The organism is Emergencia sp. 1XD21-10, assembly GCF_009936045.1.
In the GTDB taxonomy this organism is placed as follows: domain Bacteria; phylum Bacillota; class Clostridia; order Peptostreptococcales; family Anaerovoracaceae; genus Senimuribacter; species Senimuribacter intestinalis.
The window spans coordinates 154,514-171,883 of sequence record NZ_QWEQ01000004.1 but is presented as its reverse complement, the minus strand read 5'-3'; the positions used below and the strand labels follow the sequence as shown (position 1 = coordinate 171,883).

At 50.0% G+C, this 17,370-nt stretch carries 12 protein-coding genes and 1 pseudogene; all 13 read left to right on the top strand.

Annotation, left to right across the window (positions count from 1 at the left end):
• Positions 1-664 precede the first annotated feature (664 nt).
• Entirely contained in the window at positions 665-1,117 is a 453-nt protein-coding gene (locus tag D1151_RS17290) for a TnpV protein (protein WP_306770841.1), read from the top strand.
• A 740-nt stretch (positions 1,118-1,857) separates the two neighbouring features.
• Positions 1,858-8,550: an LPD25 domain-containing protein gene (locus D1151_RS03425; RefSeq protein WP_306770843.1), complete on the top strand. Its 6,693-nt coding sequence runs from the start codon at positions 1,858-1,860 to the stop codon at positions 8,548-8,550.
• Positions 8,551-8,629: 79 nt separating this feature from the next.
• Entirely contained in the window at positions 8,630-8,959 is a 330-nt protein-coding gene (locus D1151_RS03420) for a DUF6664 family protein (RefSeq protein WP_016221070.1), read from the top strand.
• 414 nt (positions 8,960-9,373) lie between these two features.
• The gene (locus tag D1151_RS03415) at positions 9,374-10,237 is read left to right on the top strand and encodes a hypothetical protein (protein WP_016221071.1); all 864 of its coding nucleotides are present in this window, start codon (positions 9,374-9,376) and stop codon (positions 10,235-10,237) included.
• An 89-nt stretch (positions 10,238-10,326) separates the two neighbouring features.
• Positions 10,327-11,316 carry a DUF3991 and TOPRIM domain-containing protein gene (locus tag D1151_RS03410; protein ID WP_161907942.1) on the top strand — a complete coding sequence of 330 codons (990 nt, stop codon included), beginning with the start codon at positions 10,327-10,329 and terminating at the stop codon, positions 11,314-11,316.
• Between the two features lie 73 nt (positions 11,317-11,389).
• Complete coding sequence (locus tag D1151_RS03405; protein WP_161907941.1) at positions 11,390-11,680, top strand: hypothetical protein; 291 nt, start codon at positions 11,390-11,392, stop codon at positions 11,678-11,680.
• Positions 11,681-11,840: 160 nt separating this feature from the next.
• Positions 11,841-12,005 (top strand): DUF3789 domain-containing protein, encoded by a 165-nt coding sequence (locus tag D1151_RS03400; protein WP_161907940.1) that lies wholly within the window; start codon positions 11,841-11,843, stop codon positions 12,003-12,005.
• Positions 11,953-12,285 (top strand): hypothetical protein, encoded by a 333-nt coding sequence (locus D1151_RS03395; RefSeq protein WP_016297389.1) that lies wholly within the window; start codon positions 11,953-11,955, stop codon positions 12,283-12,285. The genes D1151_RS03400 and D1151_RS03395 overlap by 53 nt, the downstream gene beginning before the upstream one ends.
• Positions 12,285-13,697 carry a relaxase/mobilization nuclease domain-containing protein gene (locus D1151_RS03390; protein ID WP_161907939.1) on the top strand — a complete coding sequence of 471 codons (1,413 nt, stop codon included), beginning with the start codon at positions 12,285-12,287 and terminating at the stop codon, positions 13,695-13,697. Before D1151_RS03395 ends, D1151_RS03390 begins: the two co-directional genes overlap by 1 nt.
• Positions 13,639-14,505, top strand: coding sequence for a PcfB family protein (locus D1151_RS03385; protein ID WP_161907938.1), 867 nt, complete (start codon positions 13,639-13,641; stop codon positions 14,503-14,505). The genes D1151_RS03390 and D1151_RS03385 overlap by 59 nt, the downstream gene beginning before the upstream one ends.
• A 2-nt stretch (positions 14,506-14,507) precedes the next feature.
• On the top strand, positions 14,508-15,371 hold the full coding sequence (locus tag D1151_RS03380; protein ID WP_161907937.1) for a hypothetical protein: 864 nt from the start codon (positions 14,508-14,510) through the stop codon (positions 15,369-15,371).
• A gap of 15 nt (positions 15,372-15,386) precedes the next feature.
• On the top strand, positions 15,387-15,584 hold the full coding sequence (locus D1151_RS03375) for a hypothetical protein (protein WP_016221079.1): 198 nt from the start codon (positions 15,387-15,389) through the stop codon (positions 15,582-15,584).
• Positions 15,571-16,782: pseudogene (locus tag D1151_RS03370) on the top strand (VirD4-like conjugal transfer protein, CD1115 family); the annotation flags it as partial. The gene D1151_RS03375 and the pseudogene D1151_RS03370, both read left to right, overlap by 14 nt.
• Positions 16,783-17,370: the final 588 nt, after the last annotated feature.

Here is a 17,370-nt window from a genome sequence, read left to right as displayed (position 1 = left end):
TGGCAGGGCTTTTTATCCTCTGCCTGCCACAATTACAAGTGCCGCTTTGACGAGCAGCTCTTGATTTACGCCCAACGCCCCGACGCAACCGCCGTAGCCGAGATTGGCACATGGAACAGGCTTTTTAAAAGGTGGGTGAATAAGGACAGCAAAGGCATAGCGGTCTTTGACCCGAAAGGACGCAGGAACACGCTGAAATATTATTTTGACGTTTCCGACACCCATGAGGGCTATTATGGCAGCCGACCCGTCCCGATATGGCGGATGGATAAGCGGTACGAGCAGCCCGTCATGGAACGGCTTGCGGACAGGTTCGGCGGCACGGAGGGCGGCGATTTTGCCACATTTTTAATAGGGACGGCGGAGAACGCCGTGGAGGACAATTTACCCGATTACCTCTCACAGCTAAAGGACTGCATGAAAGACAGCTTTTTGGAGGAGCTGGACGACTATAATATAGAAGTGATTTACAGACGGCTTGCCGCAAACAGCGTCGCTTATATGCTGTTGAGCCGCTGCGGACTGGATGCGGACGGGTATTTTGAGCGTGAGGATTTTGCGGAGATTATAAATTTCAACACGCCCCAGACGCTGAACGCCATCGGCATCGCCACAAGTGACATTTCCGAGATGGCGTTAAGGGAAATCTCTGCGGCAGTCCGAAATGTGCAAATCGAAGCAAAATGTCAGAACCGCACATTTGCAAGGAACATTGCAAGCCAGTATGATAAAGGCAGGAAACAACCCGAAAGGAGCGAAAATAATGAGCGAAATCACTTACACGAAACAGGCGGACTACCTTATACCCGACCTGACATTACCGACAGAGCCAGAGCTTCCGCTTGGCAGGTACGCTTTGATGCACAGGGATTATCTGGAACAGCACAAAAGAGTGACCTATCTCAATCTGCTGACGTCGGGCAGGCTGAACGCACACTTACACCAGACCGAGCAGACGGCGTTGCAGCGGCTGGAGCTTCTGACGAAGCAGTTAGCAGCCGAGCAGGGAGTGACGGAGGAACTGAAAGAGAAAGCCCCGATGCAGTGGCTCGGCATGATGAACAATATCCGCAGCCAAGCGGAGGAAGCCATCTTGGGCGAACTGATTTACAATTAGGAAATTCAGAACAAGAGCCGCAGTCGGACGGCGGCAGGCAGGAAGAAAAAGCAGCTGCGGCACAGACGGCAGAGCCAGAAGGACAGACAGAAAAAGGCAGCGTTGCCAATGAGGAAGAAGTTGCCGCAAATCTCCCGACCGTGGACGAACAGATTGAAAGGATAGCTGAAGCAGAGGACGAGAAAGCCTCTGCTTTTGCCGTTTCACAGGAGGATATTGATGCCGTCCTTGTAAAAGGGAACAGCGTTGCGAACGGGAAATACCGTATTTACCACCAGTTCCAGAAGCAGGAAGATAAAAAGAAGAACATTGATTTTCTGAAAAGGGAATACGGCACGGGCGGCTTTTTCGTTGATTTTTCAGACGGCACGGAGGGGTATGTGTGGTACAGCGGCAAGGGCATCACCATTGACCGTGACGGCATTTCCACCGAACACGACCTTGTTTTGAGCTGGTCGAAAGCGGAAAAACGGCTGCGTGAGCTGGTTAAGGATAATCGCTACCTCAATCCCAAAGAAAAAGACCATTATGCCGATTATCTGGAAAGCGTGTCTGCCCCGCAGTATGAAATCGACACCCAGAGGAAACTGGCAAGGCAGCGTTTTATTGAGGAAAAAAGGGAACTGCCCCCTGCGGACAAGCGGGACACGCTCGCCCTGCGGCTTTCTGACTTTATCCGTGACTTGGACGGCTATGAGAAAGACTTGTTGGGCGTGATTGGATGTAGGGATTTTGCGGATATGCCCGCTGACCTTATGGAACAGACATTACAGCATCCAGACAACGTGCAGGAGATGTTAGACTTCCTCTCCCTTGTGCAGAAAAAGACGACCAGCGTTTACAGCCGCAGCAATGCGTGGCGTTTCTCGCAGGAGCTTACAGAGCTTTACCCTCTCCGCTACCTCTACCACGAGGGCGACGTGGTGTATATCGGGGCGGACAAATATGAGATTACCGCCTTTGATGAGAACGCCGTGTCCCTGCGAAATGCGGAGTTCCCGTTGTTCGGAAAAGAGTTTAGCAGGGAGGATTTTGAGCAGAAATTAAAGGAGAACCCTGCGAACGACCATTTAAAAACGGTCATCACCGAAAGCCAGAAAACAGAAACACTTGCCGAGGAAAAGCCCGACAGCATCACCCTCTCAATCGGCTTCTCCGAGCATCCCGCTTTTTATGACAAGGAGCTGAACGACCGATTTACGGATTTGAGTTTCGCTCTGGGAAATAAACTGCTCGGCATTCTGGACGAAAAACAGAACCGTGAAAGGGAGAATGAGGAGAACCATGTCGGATGGTATCATAAGACCGATTTTGAAATCCATGCCGTCATCGGCGGCGAGGAATTTAATTATGAAGGGCGGTTTGACATCGGCGACGGCGAGGGGGATTTAATCGCCCATATCCGAAATTTTTATGAATATTCCCTCTCCCCCGACTGCCCGTTTATCCCAGAATGGAAACGGCAGGGCGAAGATTATTACCGAGAGAAAATGGAATCCCTGCATCTGGGGCATGACGTGTTTATCCCGTTCTTAGAGCGAAACACCGAGCTGTCCCCAGAGGATGAAAAGCGGCTTGGCGAGATAATGGCTATCGAGGATGACTGGTTTCACAGGAGGAAAGAGCCTGCCGAGGAAGAACTTCTGGAACAGGCGAAAGGCTGTATCGACGCATACTGCGATGCGGAGTTTGGCGGCGATGCCGAAGTGGACTATACGGATTTATCCAACGTCAAGATTGCCTTTCAGAATACCGAGGACGGCTTGCACGGGATACAGGCATCCGCCAACCTCTTGCAGTATCGCATGGAAACGTATGTGGACGGCGTTCTTGCAGAATATACGCAGTATAATGACCTTGCAGACCTTATCCAGAACGCACTTTCTAATCTGTACTACCACGATTTAGTGTCCTTGACGGAGGAACAGCTTGAGCCGTTCTATCGGGAGGAAAACAAAAAGGCGGCTGAAAACCCAAGCCCAGACATCATCTCTGATAAAACAGAACAGAAGCCCCATTACACGGTAGAGCAGACTTCCGATGCTTTTGCTGACCCATTTATCATACGGAATAATGAAGCCCCAGAGGACAGTGCCGACCGATATTACGACGTAGGCGGCATCTACCAGACCTTTGAAACCGAGGAAGAAGCACAGGAATACGCCGACACCTTAAACAGTGCGGAGCATATCACGGAGCTATTTGCAGCGAAAGATGCGGAGCGTGAGGAACAGCAGAAATCAGAGCCTGCCCCGTCTGGGACGGATGAAAAGCAGGATAATTCTGACCTTATCGGCAAAGAGCTTATGATTGACAACCGCCGTTATCTTATCGAGAGCGTCGGGAAAATCAGCGGCGATGTTTCCATGCGTGACATCACATTTCAGAACAACATGGGCTTCCCGATAAACCGTGTGGAGAAAGTGAGCTATGTCCGCAGGCTCTTGGAGCAGGCAGAGAAAGAACCACAGCCCGAAGAAAAATCAGAATCCCCCGCTGAACCGACCACGGAAACCGTGGCGGAATATCCCGCCGTGGAGAACGGGCTTCCTTATGACATTGTGGTGGAGAAGATACGCTTTGACGAGCCAGAGCATGGGCAGACAATAGAAATGCCTATTACGGCGAAACCGTCCGCCCCTGCCCTCTCCCATGACCGCCGCAACTACCGCATTACTGATGATGCGTTAGGCGTTGGCGGCGCAAAAGAGAAGTTCCGCAACAACATGTCCGCAATAAGGCTTCTCCACGACCTTCAGATAGAAAACCGCCTTGCCACGCCCAAAGAACAGGAAACCCTTGCAAAATATGTTGGGTGGGGCGGTCTGTCGATGGCGTTTGACGGTAATAATGCGGCTTGGGCAGATGAATATAAGGAATTAAAATCAGCACTCTCCGATGAGGAATACCATGCCGCTATGGAATCCACGCTGACCGCTTTTTATACGCCGCCTATTGTCATTAAGGCGATGTATGAAGCCCTTGACCGTCTGGGATTTTCACAGGGGAATATTTTAGAGCCGTCCTGTGGCACGGGCAATTTTTTAGGGTTGTTACCCGACAGCATGGAAAAGTCAAAGCTGCACGGCATTGAGATTGACCCGTTATCGGGCAGGATTGCGAAGCAGCTCTACCAGAAAGCCAATATCGCCATTGAGGGATTTGAGGAAACAAAGCTCCCAGATAACCACTTTGACGTGGTGCTTGGCAACATCCCGTTCGGGGAGTTCAAAGTCAACGACAGCCGCTACAACGCCCAGAAGTTCCTAATCCACGACTATTTTATTGCAAAGGCTCTGGATAAGGTGCGGGCAGGCGGCGTTGTGATGTTCATCACCTCTAAGGGGACGATGGACAAGGCAAGCCCAGAGGTGCGGAAATATATCGCACAGAGAGCCGAACTTTTAGGTGCTGTCCGCCTGCCAGATAACACGTTTCGAGCAAACGCAGGCACGGAGGTCACGAGCGACATCCTTATTTTACAGAAACGTGACCGCATGATAGAGATAGAGCCAGAATGGGTACACCTCGACACAGACGGGAACGGTGTCACGATGAACAGCTACTTTGTCCAGCATCCAGAGATGGTGCTTGGCGAGATGAGGATGGAAAGCACAAGGTTCGGCATGGACAGCGTTTGCAAAGCCTACCCCGATATGCCGCTTGCGGGGCTTCTCCATGAAGCCATGCAGCGGATAGACGGCGAAATCCCAGAGATTGAAAATGAGGTTGACCGTATCTCTGACGAACAGGAGAAAGTCATCCCCGCTGACCCGAACGTGCGGAACTTCTCGTTTGCCCTTGTGGGCGGCAAGGTCTACTTCCGAGAGAATAACGAAATGACCCCCGCTAACGTGTCCATGACGGCGGAGAACCGCATCAAGGGGCTGCTGGAAATCCGTGACTGCGTGAGGAAGCTCATCCAGTACCAGACCGACGACTGCCCAGAGGAAATGATACAGACCGAGCAGGAAAACCTAAACCGATTATACGATGCCTTTAAAAAAAAGTACGGCTTAATCAACAGCAGGGGGAACTACCTCGCTTTTGCAGCAGACGAAAGCTACTTCCTTTTATGCTCCCTTGAAGTGCTTGACGACGAGGGGAAATTCAAACGCAAGGCTGATATGTTCACGAAACGGACGATAAAGCCCCACCGAGAAGTGACCTTTGTGGAAACCGCCAGCGAAGCCCTCGCCCTCTCCATCGGGGAGAAAGCCCATGTCGATTTATCTTATATGGCACGGCTCACCTGCAGGTCGGAGGAAGAAATCATTAAGGAATTGCAGGGAGTTATCTATAAAGTCCCGTCTTGTGAGCCTGCAAGGTATGTGACCGCAGATGAATATTTGTCGGGCAACGTGCGGGAGAAACTGAAAGTCGCAGAGATAGCGGCAAAGTCAGACCCAGAGCTTGCAGTCAACGTGGCGGCTCTGGAAAAGGTCATCCCGAAGGATTTGCCCGCAAGCGAAATCTCCGTCCGTCTGGGTACGACGTGGATACCGCAGGAGGATATACAGCAATTCATGGTGGAGCTTTTAACGCCGTCAAGCTATGCGGCGGGCAGATTGAAAGTACGCTACACGGCATATAACGGCGACTGGTTCATTGAGAATAAGAGTTCCGACATTGGGAATGTCAAGGCGGACAGCACTTACGGCACGAAGCGGGCGAGCGCATACCGCATCATGGAGGACACCTTGAATCTCCGTGACACCCGCATCTTTGACTATGTTTATGACGAACACAACAATAAAAAAGCGGTGCTGAACCATAAGGAAACCACGGCGGCGCAGGCAAAGCAGGAGGTGATAAAGCAGGCGTTTGGGGACTGGATTTGGAAAGACCCAGAACGGAGGAACAGGCTTGTACGCTACTACAATGACACATTTAACTCTATCCGACCCCGTGAATATGACGGAAGCCATATCACATTTGGCGGCATCAGCCCAGAAATCCAGCTAAGACCGCATCAAGTGAATGCCATCGCCCATATCCTCTACGGCGGCAACACGCTCCTTGCACACAAAGTAGGGGCAGGCAAGACTTTTGAGATGGTCGCCGCCGCACAGGAAAGCAAGCGGCTCGGCTTATGCCAGAAATCCATGTTTGTCGTGCCGAACCACCTTGTCGGGCAGTGGGCGTCGGAGTATTTAAGGCTCTATCCATCTGCCAACATCCTTGTCACGACCAAGCGGGATTTTGAAACGGGAAACCGCAAGAAGTTCTGCGGCAGGATTGCGACGGGGGCGTATGATGCGGTGATTATCGGGCATAGCCAATTCGAGAAAATCCCCATCAGCGAGGAACGCCAGAGGGAACAGCTCATGCGCCAGCTTGACGATATTGAGCGTGGCATTGACGACGTGCAGGCATCCCACGGGGAACAGTTCACGGTCAAGCAGCTCATGAAAACGAGGAAAGCGATTAAGGCGAAGCTCGATAAATTAAACGACACCAAACGGAAAGACAGCGTGATAAACTTCGAGGAATTGGGCATAGACAGGCTCTTTATAGATGAGAGTCATTTTTATAAGAACCTCTATTTATTTACCAAGATGCGGAACGTGGGCGGCATCGCCCAGACCGAAGCCCAGAAGTCAAGCGACTTGTTTATGAAGTGCCGCTATCTGGACGAAATCACGGGAAACCGTGGCGTAGTATTCGCAACGGGAACGCCTATAAGTAACTCGATGGTCGAGATGTACTCCGTGCAGAGGTACTTGCAGTATGACACCCTCGCAAGGAATGGGTTGCAGCATTTTGACAGTTGGGCTTCCACGTTCGGCGAAACGGTCACGGCTCTGGAACTCGCCCCAGAGGGGACGAATTACCGAGCCAAGACGAGGTTTGCGAAGTTCTACAACCTGCCAGAGCTTATGCAGATGTTCCGTGAGGTTGCGGACATCCAGACCGCCGATATGTTAAAGCTGCCCGTTCCAAAGGTCAATTACCACAATGTCAAGACAAAGCCGAGCCAAATCCAGACGGAAATGGTGGCGGGGCTTGCGAAGCGGGCAGAGAAAATCCGAGCCAAACTGGTAAAGCCACAAACAGATAATATGCTCAAAGTGACAAACGACGGGCGGCAGCTTGCCCTAGACCAGAGATTGATTGACCCGATGCTGCCAGACGACCCGAACAGCAAAGTCAACGCCTGCGTGGAAAATATGTACCGCATCTGGGAGGGACACGCCGACACAAAGGCGGCACAGCTCTTGTTCTGCGACCTCAGCACACCGAAAAACGACGGTATGTTCAACGTCTACGATGACATGAGGGAAAAATTGATACGGCGTGGCATCCCTGCGGAGCAGGTGCGTTTCATCCATGAAGCGAATACTGACGCACAGAAAAAGGAGCTGTTCGCAAAGGTGAGGAGCGGCGAGGTGCGTATATTGTTCGGCTCTACCCAGAAGATGGGCGCAGGTACAAACGTGCAGGACAGATTGATTGCCATTCATAACCTCGACTGCCCGTGGAAGCCGTCGTGCTTGGAACAGCGTCAAGGTCGTCTGGAAAGGCAGGGCAATATGTTTCCAGAGGTGGAAGTCTACCGCTATGTGACGGAGCAGACATTTGATGCGTACCTCTATCAGCTCGTGGAGGGAAAGCAGAAATTCATCTCCCAGATAATGACGAGCAAAAGCCCCGTGCGTTCTGCCGAGGACGTGGATGAAGTCGCCCTCTCTTTTGCGGAGGTGAAAATGCTTGCCACGGGCGACGAGCGTTTCAAGGAAAAAATGGACTTGGATATGCAGGTGGCGAAGCTGAAAGTCTTGAAGCAGAGCTACCTTTCCGAGCATTACGACCTTGAGGACAGGATACTGAAGCACTACCCGCAGGAGATTAAGGAGTATGAGGAACGCATTGTAGGTTACGAAAACGATGCCAAGATTGCAAGCCAGCATATGCCGCAGGGCGAGGACAAGTTCTGCCCGATGACTTTAAACGGCGTGACCTACAAAGAAAAAGCGGACGCAGGCGGGATGCTGCTTGCCATCTGCAAGGAAAACCCGCTGTCACAGCCGATACAAATCGGTAGCTACCGTGGCTTTCAGATGGAGGTTTTCTATGATACCGTCAATGCACACTATTGTCTGAACCTTTGCGGAATGAGAAAATATAAGGTGGATTTAGGAACGGATGCCCTCGGCAATTTAACGAGAATTGAGAATGAGATTGCCAAAATTCCTGCAAGATTGGAAGCCGCCAAGACGAGAAAGGAGGAAACCATTGCACAGCTTGAAACCGCAAAAGAGGAAGTGAAGAAGCCGTTTGCTTTTGAAAACGAGCTGAAAGAAAAGACGGAACGGCTGAACGCCCTCAATATCGAATTGAATCTGAATGAAAAAGATAAGTCTGTTATTGACGATGAGCCAGAGCAAAATGACGGGCAGCCAGAGAAAAAATGCACGGACAGGGAGCGTTAAAATCCAGTTTGCACATTTGTACTGCTGATTTTGGGGTATTATAATAAGGACGATTAGAAAAAATCGGAGGTGAGGAAGAATGTCTGATGCGTTCAGATTTGAAACTTTTGTAGATGTTCATGACAATGTTTTTAATGAATATCTCGGCTCTGTCGTGGCAAAGCTGTCCAGAGAAAACGAGGAATACCGTGCCGTGAGAGCCGAAATTGAGGGCTTGTATGAAAAGTATCCGAAAGTCTTAGGCGTGTTTGACACGGAAACAGCGGAGGAACTGACCGAGGAAGAATGTGCGGCGTTGATTGAAGTAATGGAGCTTAGAAACAAACTTACGGACATGGAGATGCAGTCGGTCTACTTCCGTGGCTGCTATGACAGCGTGGGGTATCTGAAAAAGGCAGGGATTTTATAACGGACTGACCAAGGGAAAGGCGGTGTCGGCGTGAGTGCAGATGCCGTCTTTTTACATAGCCGAAACAGACAAGAAATCCTATAACCCGATTTTTTTCATTGATAATCGTAAAAAAGTATTGACAAGCTTCTGCAAAAGGTTTAGTCTGGATAAAAATACCAGAGAGAACACATTCTAAAAACACTAAAGATAAAGCACGAAAAACATGTGCATATATTTATTGATAAGTGTTGGAATGTGTTTTTTTATTGATTAGTTTAGGAGGTTCAATAAAATGATTAGATGAAAATTCCCAGAGGCTTTATGGATAAAAACAGAGTGAAATTGCTAAAGAGGTCATCGAAGTGATTTGGTTTTTGTATATTGCTTAGAGGTTGAATAACAACGAAATTTATAAAAAATGTGAGGTGCAATATGAGCGAGAAAAATAGAGACGCAGATTATAATCGTTTAGCTGAAACTATGCAGAAAATAGCAAACGAGATTACCCGTAACTTCCAACTGAACAACATACTTCCTCAGATGAAAGCAATACAGGATACAATGTCAAATTTAAGGACATTTCCAATTTCAGAGGAAGTAAAAGCATTTATTGTTGAAGCAAAAGCAAGTGAAAATTTGTCGCACGAAGATTTTTTGAATAAATATGGAGAGGAAATAGATATTTGCAAAACAGTTGGGAAAGCAGGTTGGGTTGTATCGGAGCATTCTAATCCAAGAGAAATCAAAGAGTGGTATCAACTTATAGTTCAAGGAAAGGATGCCGAAATAATAGAATATTTTGATGCAGATAATAGCAATAGTCTAAGGAGTATCAGAAGTGGTCTATCAAAGTCCTATGTAGAAGCACCTAGTTGTCGTTACTATAATAAGGGTATAGAAGCATATGATAAGGAAGATTATATGACGGCTGCTATGTATTTAGTTGCATTACTAGAATCAAGGACGAATGACTATATGAATTACCCAAGAAAAATGTCCTATTCAAAAAAATACTCTGAAGATGGTTTTGAACAACATTTAAAAAAAGTATTTGTAAAAACAGATTCTGTTTTTACAAAGAGATTTCTGTTTTTAGATATGTATCCATCTTTGATTGAATTTCTGAATAGATTATTTGTAGATGGAATATATACACTTGATAGCAAAAATGAACCGCCATATATTAACCGTAATTGGCTCTTGCACGGAAAATGCACAAGAAATATTGAGAGATTTGAATGCGTTCAGCTTCTTAATGCATTAAGTGTTATAGAGTTTGTGTTTAAGATGGCATGAAATACAAAGCAGACTTTTTACATAGCCGAGAGGTTTTCCCTACCGAAAGCCCCTCGGCTAATTCTATTTTTGGAGGTGATTTTTATTGAATGAGAGCATCTAAACCCTATGTACAGATTGACCCAGACGTGCTTGAGCAGGCAAGGCAGATAGACTTACTCTCCTATCTTAGAGTCTATGAGCCGAGCAACCTTGTCAAAGTCAAAGGCACGACGAACGTCTACTGTACCGCCGAACATGACAGCTTGAAGATTTCCAACGGCAAATGGTACTGGTGGTCGAGGGGCTTCGGCGGCTATTCTGCCCTCGACTATCTGATGAAAGTCAAGGAATACGGCTTTGTGGAAGCCGTGGAAACCCTCACAGGGCAGACGATGGCGGACTGGAAGCCGCCGCCCCCTGCCGTGAAAAAGGACGAGCCAAAGGTGCTGCTCCTGCCGCCGAAGAATAAGGACTGCGGCAGAGTGACCGAGTATCTTTTCGGGCGTGGCATTGACTATCAGCTTATTCAAGAGTGCGTTGCCGAGGGAATTATATTTGAGAGTGCCGACTACCACAACGCCGTTTTTATCGGGAAAGATGAAAGCGGAACACCAAAATACGCCGCCTGCCGTGGCACGGTGGGGAGCTTCAAGCGAGACGCATCGGGCAGCGACAAGCGGTACTCGTTTCGGCTTCTGGCAAAAGAGCCGACCGATGCCGTGCATTTATTTGAAGCCGCCATTGATTTATTATCCTACGCCACCTATTTAAAATGTGAGGGAAAGGATTATAAAGCGGAGAATCTTCTCTCCCTGTCGGGCGTGTATCAGCCAAAGAAAGAGCTGAAAGAAAGCAAAATCCCCGTTGCCCTCACGACTTTTTTGAAAGCAAACCCGCAAATTAAAACTATATTTCTGCATCTGGATAAAGACAGGGCAGGTCGGCTATGTACCGCTGCATTGAAAGAATTGTTGCAGAAAGACTACCGAATCGTTGATGAACCGCCGCCAATCGGCAAGGACTTCAACGATTTTTTAATGTCCTATCTGGGGATTGCAAGGCAGAAACCGAGCCGTGAGAGGAGGGATGCCCGCTGACTGGATGAAGATTTTTAGCAAGAAATGACTGTAACCACAACAAAATTTCAGACCGAAAGGGAGGAAAGAACGATTGAAAAATTATGAAGTGACCCTTGTCGCTCACTATGCAAAGACCATTTCCATCCATGCCGACAGCCCCGAACAGGCGGCGGAGAAGTTAAAAATTATCCTGTTTGACACCGACCTTGTGAGGTTTTCCGACGGGGATTTTGTCTGCGGCGAAGCCGAGATTAACGCTCCCTTAGAGGACGCAGGGGAAGAAAGCAAAGCCGAGGAAGATGATTTTGAGGACGGCTGCTGTTCGGAATGTCCGTGCTTTGGAACGGTATGTAAAGGATGCTGTCATAAGGGCGGGGATTAAAGACACGTCTTACCAAGCACTGAATTTGGTTATCCATCTGCCGATGGAAACAAAATTCGCTTGTTAGGGGAAAGCTCCCCTAATACCCCGTAAAAAGAACAATGCCAAAGTATACCGCCATGCCATGTGCGGCACGGCGGTCACAGAAAGGAATCCAAGAATGAGTGAATTTATATATTTTATCCTCGGCGCAACGCTCGGAGGGATGTGCGGCGTGGCGGCTATGTGCGTGCTGCAGATTAACAGGCTCTCCGAGGGAAAGGGGGATTTGGATGCGGAAACGAAACGTACAGATACTGTTCCGACTGACCGAGGAAGAAGCTGAATACCTCTGCTCCCTTGCGGAGCGGGCGGGGCATTCCAGACAAGCCCTGCTCCAGTCGATGGTCATGGGCTACCGCCTATGCGAGAAGCCAGACCCAGAGTTCTATAAAATCATGCGGGAGCTGTCCGCCATCGGCAACCGCATCAACCAACTTGCGGCAAAGGCGAACGCCTTGAACTTTGTGGACACGCCGATGCTCTATGACGAAGCCAAGCGGTGGCGGGACTTCCGTCTGGACGTAAGCAGGAGCTACCTTGTTCCGAGGAAGACATCTGGCTGATGGCGGTCTGCGAGATATGGGACGTAAGGGGCAGGCTCGACCATCCCATCGACTACGCCGAGAACCCAGAAAAGACCGCCAACCCAAAATACACGGATGCGGACTTGCAGGCGATGGGCGATGTGATGAAGTACGCCACCAACGGCGACAAGACCGAGCGGCAGTTTTTTGTCACGGGAGTGAACTGCGACCCTGCCACCGCAAGGGACGAGATGATGATGGCAAAAGCCCAATGGAACGATGAAAGCGAAATTGTCTGCTATCACGGCTTCCAGAGTTTCAAGCACGGCGAGGTCACGCCAGAGGTTGCCCATGAGGTCGGCGTGAAGCTGGCGGAGAAGATGTGGGGGAAAAGGTTTCAAGTGATTGTGGCGACGCATCTGAACACGGAATGCCTGCACAACCACTTTGTCGTCAACTCCGTTTCTTATATTGACGGCAGGCATTACCACGACAACAAGAAGAACCTGCGGCTGCTCCGCCAGCGTTCGGATGAATTGTGCCGTGAGTATTCCTTATCGGTCATTGAACACCCAAGCGGCAGGAAGAAGCCCTATGTCCTCTGCCAAGCCGAGAAGAACGGCTTGCCTACGAGGGACAGCGTGGCACGGCAGGCGGTGGACGAAGCCATCTCAAAATCATTTACGCTGAAAGACTTTGACCGCCAGTTGTCAGAAATGGGATACCGCATCAATTTTGACCCTAACAGAAAATACTGGACGATAATCGGCAAGGGATGGCAAAGACCGAAGCGGCTCTACAAGCTCGGCGAGGATTACACCAACGAGAGGATAACGGAACGCATCAAAGAAAATTCTTATGCGGTGAAATTCTCCCGATTTGCCGAGCCGACAAAGCCCGTCAAGGTCATAAGGGTAAAAGGCACGTTAAAGGACGCCAAGAAAATCGGCGGCTTGCGTGGGCTGTATCTCCATTACTGCTACAAGCTCGGCATCCTGCCAAAGAAGAAACAACAGAATTATGCAAGGCTTCACTATCTCCTAAAGGATGACCTTATGAAGATGGAAGCTATTACCAACGAAACAAGGCTGCTCTGCCGCAACCATATAGATACGGCGGAGCAGCTTTTGTCTTATAAAGGCTCTCTGGAATCCGAGATGCAGGAGCTGACCGAACAGCGAAAGGGGCTTTACTCCCAATCCCGAAAATCCGTCGGGGAAGAAAAAGAAGCGGTCAAGGCTCGGCTGTCGGAAATCACGGGGCGCATGAAAACACTGCGGAGGGAGGTCAGATTATGTGAGGGAATCGAAGCCCGCAGCGACATTCTCAAAGAGAAGTTGCAGACCATACGGGCAGATGAGAACAAAGAAAAAGGAAAGGAGCTGATGAAGCATGAACACAGGCGGCGAAGCGGCAGAGCAACTCGTAAGGATGAGCTTGGAGGGATTTGAGGTCGCAGCCAGAATTACGGGGGCGGGTGCGAAGAACATCGCCATCCTGCTCTACTCCATTTTAAAAGAGGAACAGAAAACCAAAGGAAAGGCAAGGCTCACAAACATGCTCCGCTCTGGGAAAGAGTTAAAAGTCTTTACCGTAAAAAGCGGCGACTTGAAGAAGTTCACGCAGGAAGCGAAGAAATACGGCGTACTCTACTGCGTTTTAGCAGACCGTAAGAACAAAGACCCCGATGCGGAGGTGGATGTGATTGCCCGTGCGGAGGACGCATCAAAAATCAGCCGCATTGTGGAGCGGTTCAGCCTTGCGTCGGTAGATACTGCTTCCATCGTGACCGAAGCGGAGAAATCGAAAGGGGAAAAAGGAAGGGCGAAAGATGCCAAGACCGCAGGAGAAAAAGATGCAGGGGCAAAGGACGGTCAGCCAGAGCCAGACATCGGCGTGGAGGAAAAGGCGGAGAAAGACAGGCTCATGGACGCCCTTATGGGCAAGCCGCTCCAAAAGGAGGAAAACGCCCCAAACCCCTCGGTGGCAAAGATAGAAAAATCCCCTCTGTCCGAGCCTACCTTAAAGCAGCAAAGGAAGCCCGCAGAGGGGGCTACTATGGCTAAGACGGAGAAGCCGTCAGTCAGGGAGGAACTGCGGAAAATCAAGGAGAGCCGCAAGGGGCAGGAAGCGGACGCTTCCCCGAACCTTGACAAAGAGAAATCTCCCGACAGGGCGAAGAAGCCGCCCGCAGGAAAGACGGAGCATAAGCAGCCCCAGAAGCGGAAACGGAAATCAAAATCGAAAGGAGCAAGATAAGCATGAGCATTTATGACGTATTCAGCGGCGGCGGCAGACCTTTTAACAAAGAGGAATGGGCGGCGCAGAAACAGGAGCAGCGGAAAGCAGCCTATGAGCTGATAGACACGACCTGCGAAAAAATGATGGCGGACGGAGGTGCGTTTCAGCAGTACCTTGACGTGCAGGGGCATTTTGACCGCTACTCCGTCAACAACGCCATCTTGGTTTCGGCACAGATGCCCGAAGCGACGCAGCTTAAAGATTACGGCAGTTGGAAACAGAGCCGTGCCTATGTGGACAAGGACGCACAGAAAGTCACCATCCTTGAGCCAGGGAAAGAATACGAGCGGGAGGACGGCTCAAAGGCGGTCGGCTACAACGCAAAAGTGGTCTACGACATTTCCCAGACTTCGGCAAAGGACAGGCAGCAGCCGCAGGAAGCCAAAACCATGCGGGAGCTTGTGTCGGCGATGATTGACGCAAGCCCCGTTTCCTTTGTGCCAGTGGACGACCTTGAGCTGCCTGCGTTCTACGACAGCGCACAGCAGACCCTCTTCATCAAGACGGGATTAAATGAGGAACAGCTCTTTGTCAGCATGGCAAAGGAAGTGTCGGCGGCGGTCTTTGACTGTAAGCACAAGGAGAGCCGTGACGCTTCGGATTTCAAGTCGTTCTGCGTCGCCTATATGGTAAGCTCCCGCTACGGCGTGGACACAAAGGGCTTCCGCTTCGACAATCTCCCGAAAGAATTTGCGGGCATGGAAACGCAGGAATTTAAAGGGCAGCTTGGCTCGATGCGTGACGTACTCGGTGAAATCCAGTCGGACATGTATAAGAGCCTTGAGAAGAACAAGCCGCCCAAGCACAAGGAGCAGGAACGCTAATCGGAGGTGCAGACTATGAAAGAAGAACGATACCATCTGGCATTGGACAAATACGACAAGAATATCGTCCTCAACGCCCTCAACACCCTGCGGACACAGCAGATACAGGAGGAACGCCCCACCGAGCCTGTTGACGAGCTGATAAGCAGGGTGGCATTCGCCCCGACCAAGAAAGTAAAGGTCGCCCCGTGCAAGTGCCATGAAGAACGGTGATGATTATAAGGCGGGCTTAATCCTCTCTTTATGCGGGCTTGTTCCTGTCGTGTGGCTTGCCCTGCTGACAGCCCCTTATGTCAGCGGCGGCATCGTGGAGATAATCGGCAACTTATCCGCAGCAATCGAAAATCCGTTTTCCATAACGGTATGCGGGGACAGCGTAAGGACTGTCCTTATTTTCCTGCTTGCCTACGGCATGGGAATCGGCGTTTATTTCTCCACACGCAGGAACTACCGCAAGGGGGAGGAACACGGCTCTGCAAAATGGGGCAGCGCAGGCACTCTCAATAAGAAGTACCGAGATAAAGACGCATCGGAAAACAAGCTGCTGACCCAGAGCGTCCGCATCGGGCTTGACGGGAAGAAGCACAGGAGGAATCTGAATATCCTCGTGGTGGGCGGCTCTGGTGCAGGAAAGACCAGATTTTTTTGTAAGCCGAACGTGATGCAGTGCAACACGTCAATGGTAATCTTAGACCCAAAGGGCGAGATTGTCCGTGACACGGGCGGGCTTCTGGAAAAGAAAGGCTATGAGGTGCGTGTGCTTGATTTAATCAACATGCACAAGAGCCACTGTTACAACCCGTTTGTTTATCTTCGGAACGACAACGACGTGCAGCGGCTTGTGACGAATCTCTTTAAGGCGACCACGCCGAAAGGCTCACAGTCGCAAGACCCGTTCTGGGACACGGCGGCGAGTATGCTTCTATTGTCCCTCGTGTTCTATCTGAAATACGAAGCCCCGCCAGACGAGCAGAATTTCCCGATGGTGATGGAGCTTTTAAGGGCAGGCGAGGTAAGGGAAGATGACGACGGCTATGTAAGCCCGCTTGACGAATTGTTTGCCCGCTTGGAGATGGTAAACCCAGAGCATATCGCATTAAAGTATTACAGAGATTACCATTCTGGTTCAGCCAAAACGCTAAAGAGCATCCAGATAACCCTTGCCGCAAGGCTTGAGAAGTTCAATCTGGAAAGCCTTGCAGGATTGACCGCCACAGATGAATTGGATTTGCCGTCTTTGGGGGAGAAGAAAGTCGCACTGTTCGCACTGATACCAGACAACGACACCAGTTTCAATTTCCTTGTGTCGCTGTTATACACGCAGCTATTCCAACAGTTATTCTACCTCGCCGACCATAAGTACGGCGGGAGTCTGCCCGTCCACTGCCAGTTTATTATGGATGAATTTGCCGTGCGCTCGTAAGCGGAACCCATTTGTTCCGCGCGGGCTTGTTTGTAATCTATCTTTAGCAAGATAGTAGGTTCAATGTGAGGGCTTCATTTGAAGCCTGATTCCTATCATCAACCGACTTATCCGAAAGGGAAACCCGACGGGGAGTATAGCATGTCGGCAACGGTGCTATTCAGCCAGTTATCAGGCTGTGAACGGGCATCAAGATGAAATGTCATGTATGAGGTTAAACAGCTACACTGCTTAAATGACAGCCAGAGGGGCTTTATCGTCAGCACTGACGGAAGATAGCTATTATACGTCAGGCAGTGCAGGGTGTACGCAGAGTTTGCGAACTGCGTCTACACATCACATTCCGCACTGGCCAGCCGCAATAAGCGGAAAACGGCGAACGTCATAGCCGACAACATGACACGCTTGTACAGACAAGCCTAAACGAGGATAGCCTAAACAGGAACGCTTACCATTTTAAGCTATGGCATACAGTGTCTGAATATCCTGCATGGCTACGGAGTCTCCATAGTAGTCCGAGGCGGTAATACCGTTCACATGGCGAAGGGAGACAGCTATACGACTAAAATAATTTAG

Coding starts and splice junctions, on each gene's coding strand:
- D1151_RS03410 (WP_161907942.1), top strand. CDS start 10,327: ATGAGAGCATCTAAACCCTATGTACAGATTGACCCAGACGTGCTTGAG.
- D1151_RS03375 (WP_016221079.1), top strand. CDS start 15,387: ATGAAAGAAGAACGATACCATCTGGCATTGGACAAATACGACAAGAAT.
- D1151_RS03380 (WP_161907937.1), top strand. CDS start 14,508: ATGAGCATTTATGACGTATTCAGCGGCGGCGGCAGACCTTTTAACAAA.
- D1151_RS03425 (WP_306770843.1), top strand. CDS start 1,858: ATGCCCGCTGACCTTATGGAACAGACATTACAGCATCCAGACAACGTG.
- D1151_RS17290 (WP_306770841.1), top strand. CDS start 665: ATGTGCAAATCGAAGCAAAATGTCAGAACCGCACATTTGCAAGGAACA.
- D1151_RS03420 (WP_016221070.1), top strand. CDS start 8,630: ATGTCTGATGCGTTCAGATTTGAAACTTTTGTAGATGTTCATGACAAT.
- D1151_RS03415 (WP_016221071.1), top strand. CDS start 9,374: ATGAGCGAGAAAAATAGAGACGCAGATTATAATCGTTTAGCTGAAACT.
- D1151_RS03390 (WP_161907939.1), top strand. CDS start 12,285: ATGGCGGTCTGCGAGATATGGGACGTAAGGGGCAGGCTCGACCATCCC.
- D1151_RS03385 (WP_161907938.1), top strand. CDS start 13,639: ATGAACACAGGCGGCGAAGCGGCAGAGCAACTCGTAAGGATGAGCTTG.
- D1151_RS03400 (WP_161907940.1), top strand. CDS start 11,841: ATGAGTGAATTTATATATTTTATCCTCGGCGCAACGCTCGGAGGGATG.
- D1151_RS03395 (WP_016297389.1), top strand. CDS start 11,953: ATGCGGAAACGAAACGTACAGATACTGTTCCGACTGACCGAGGAAGAA.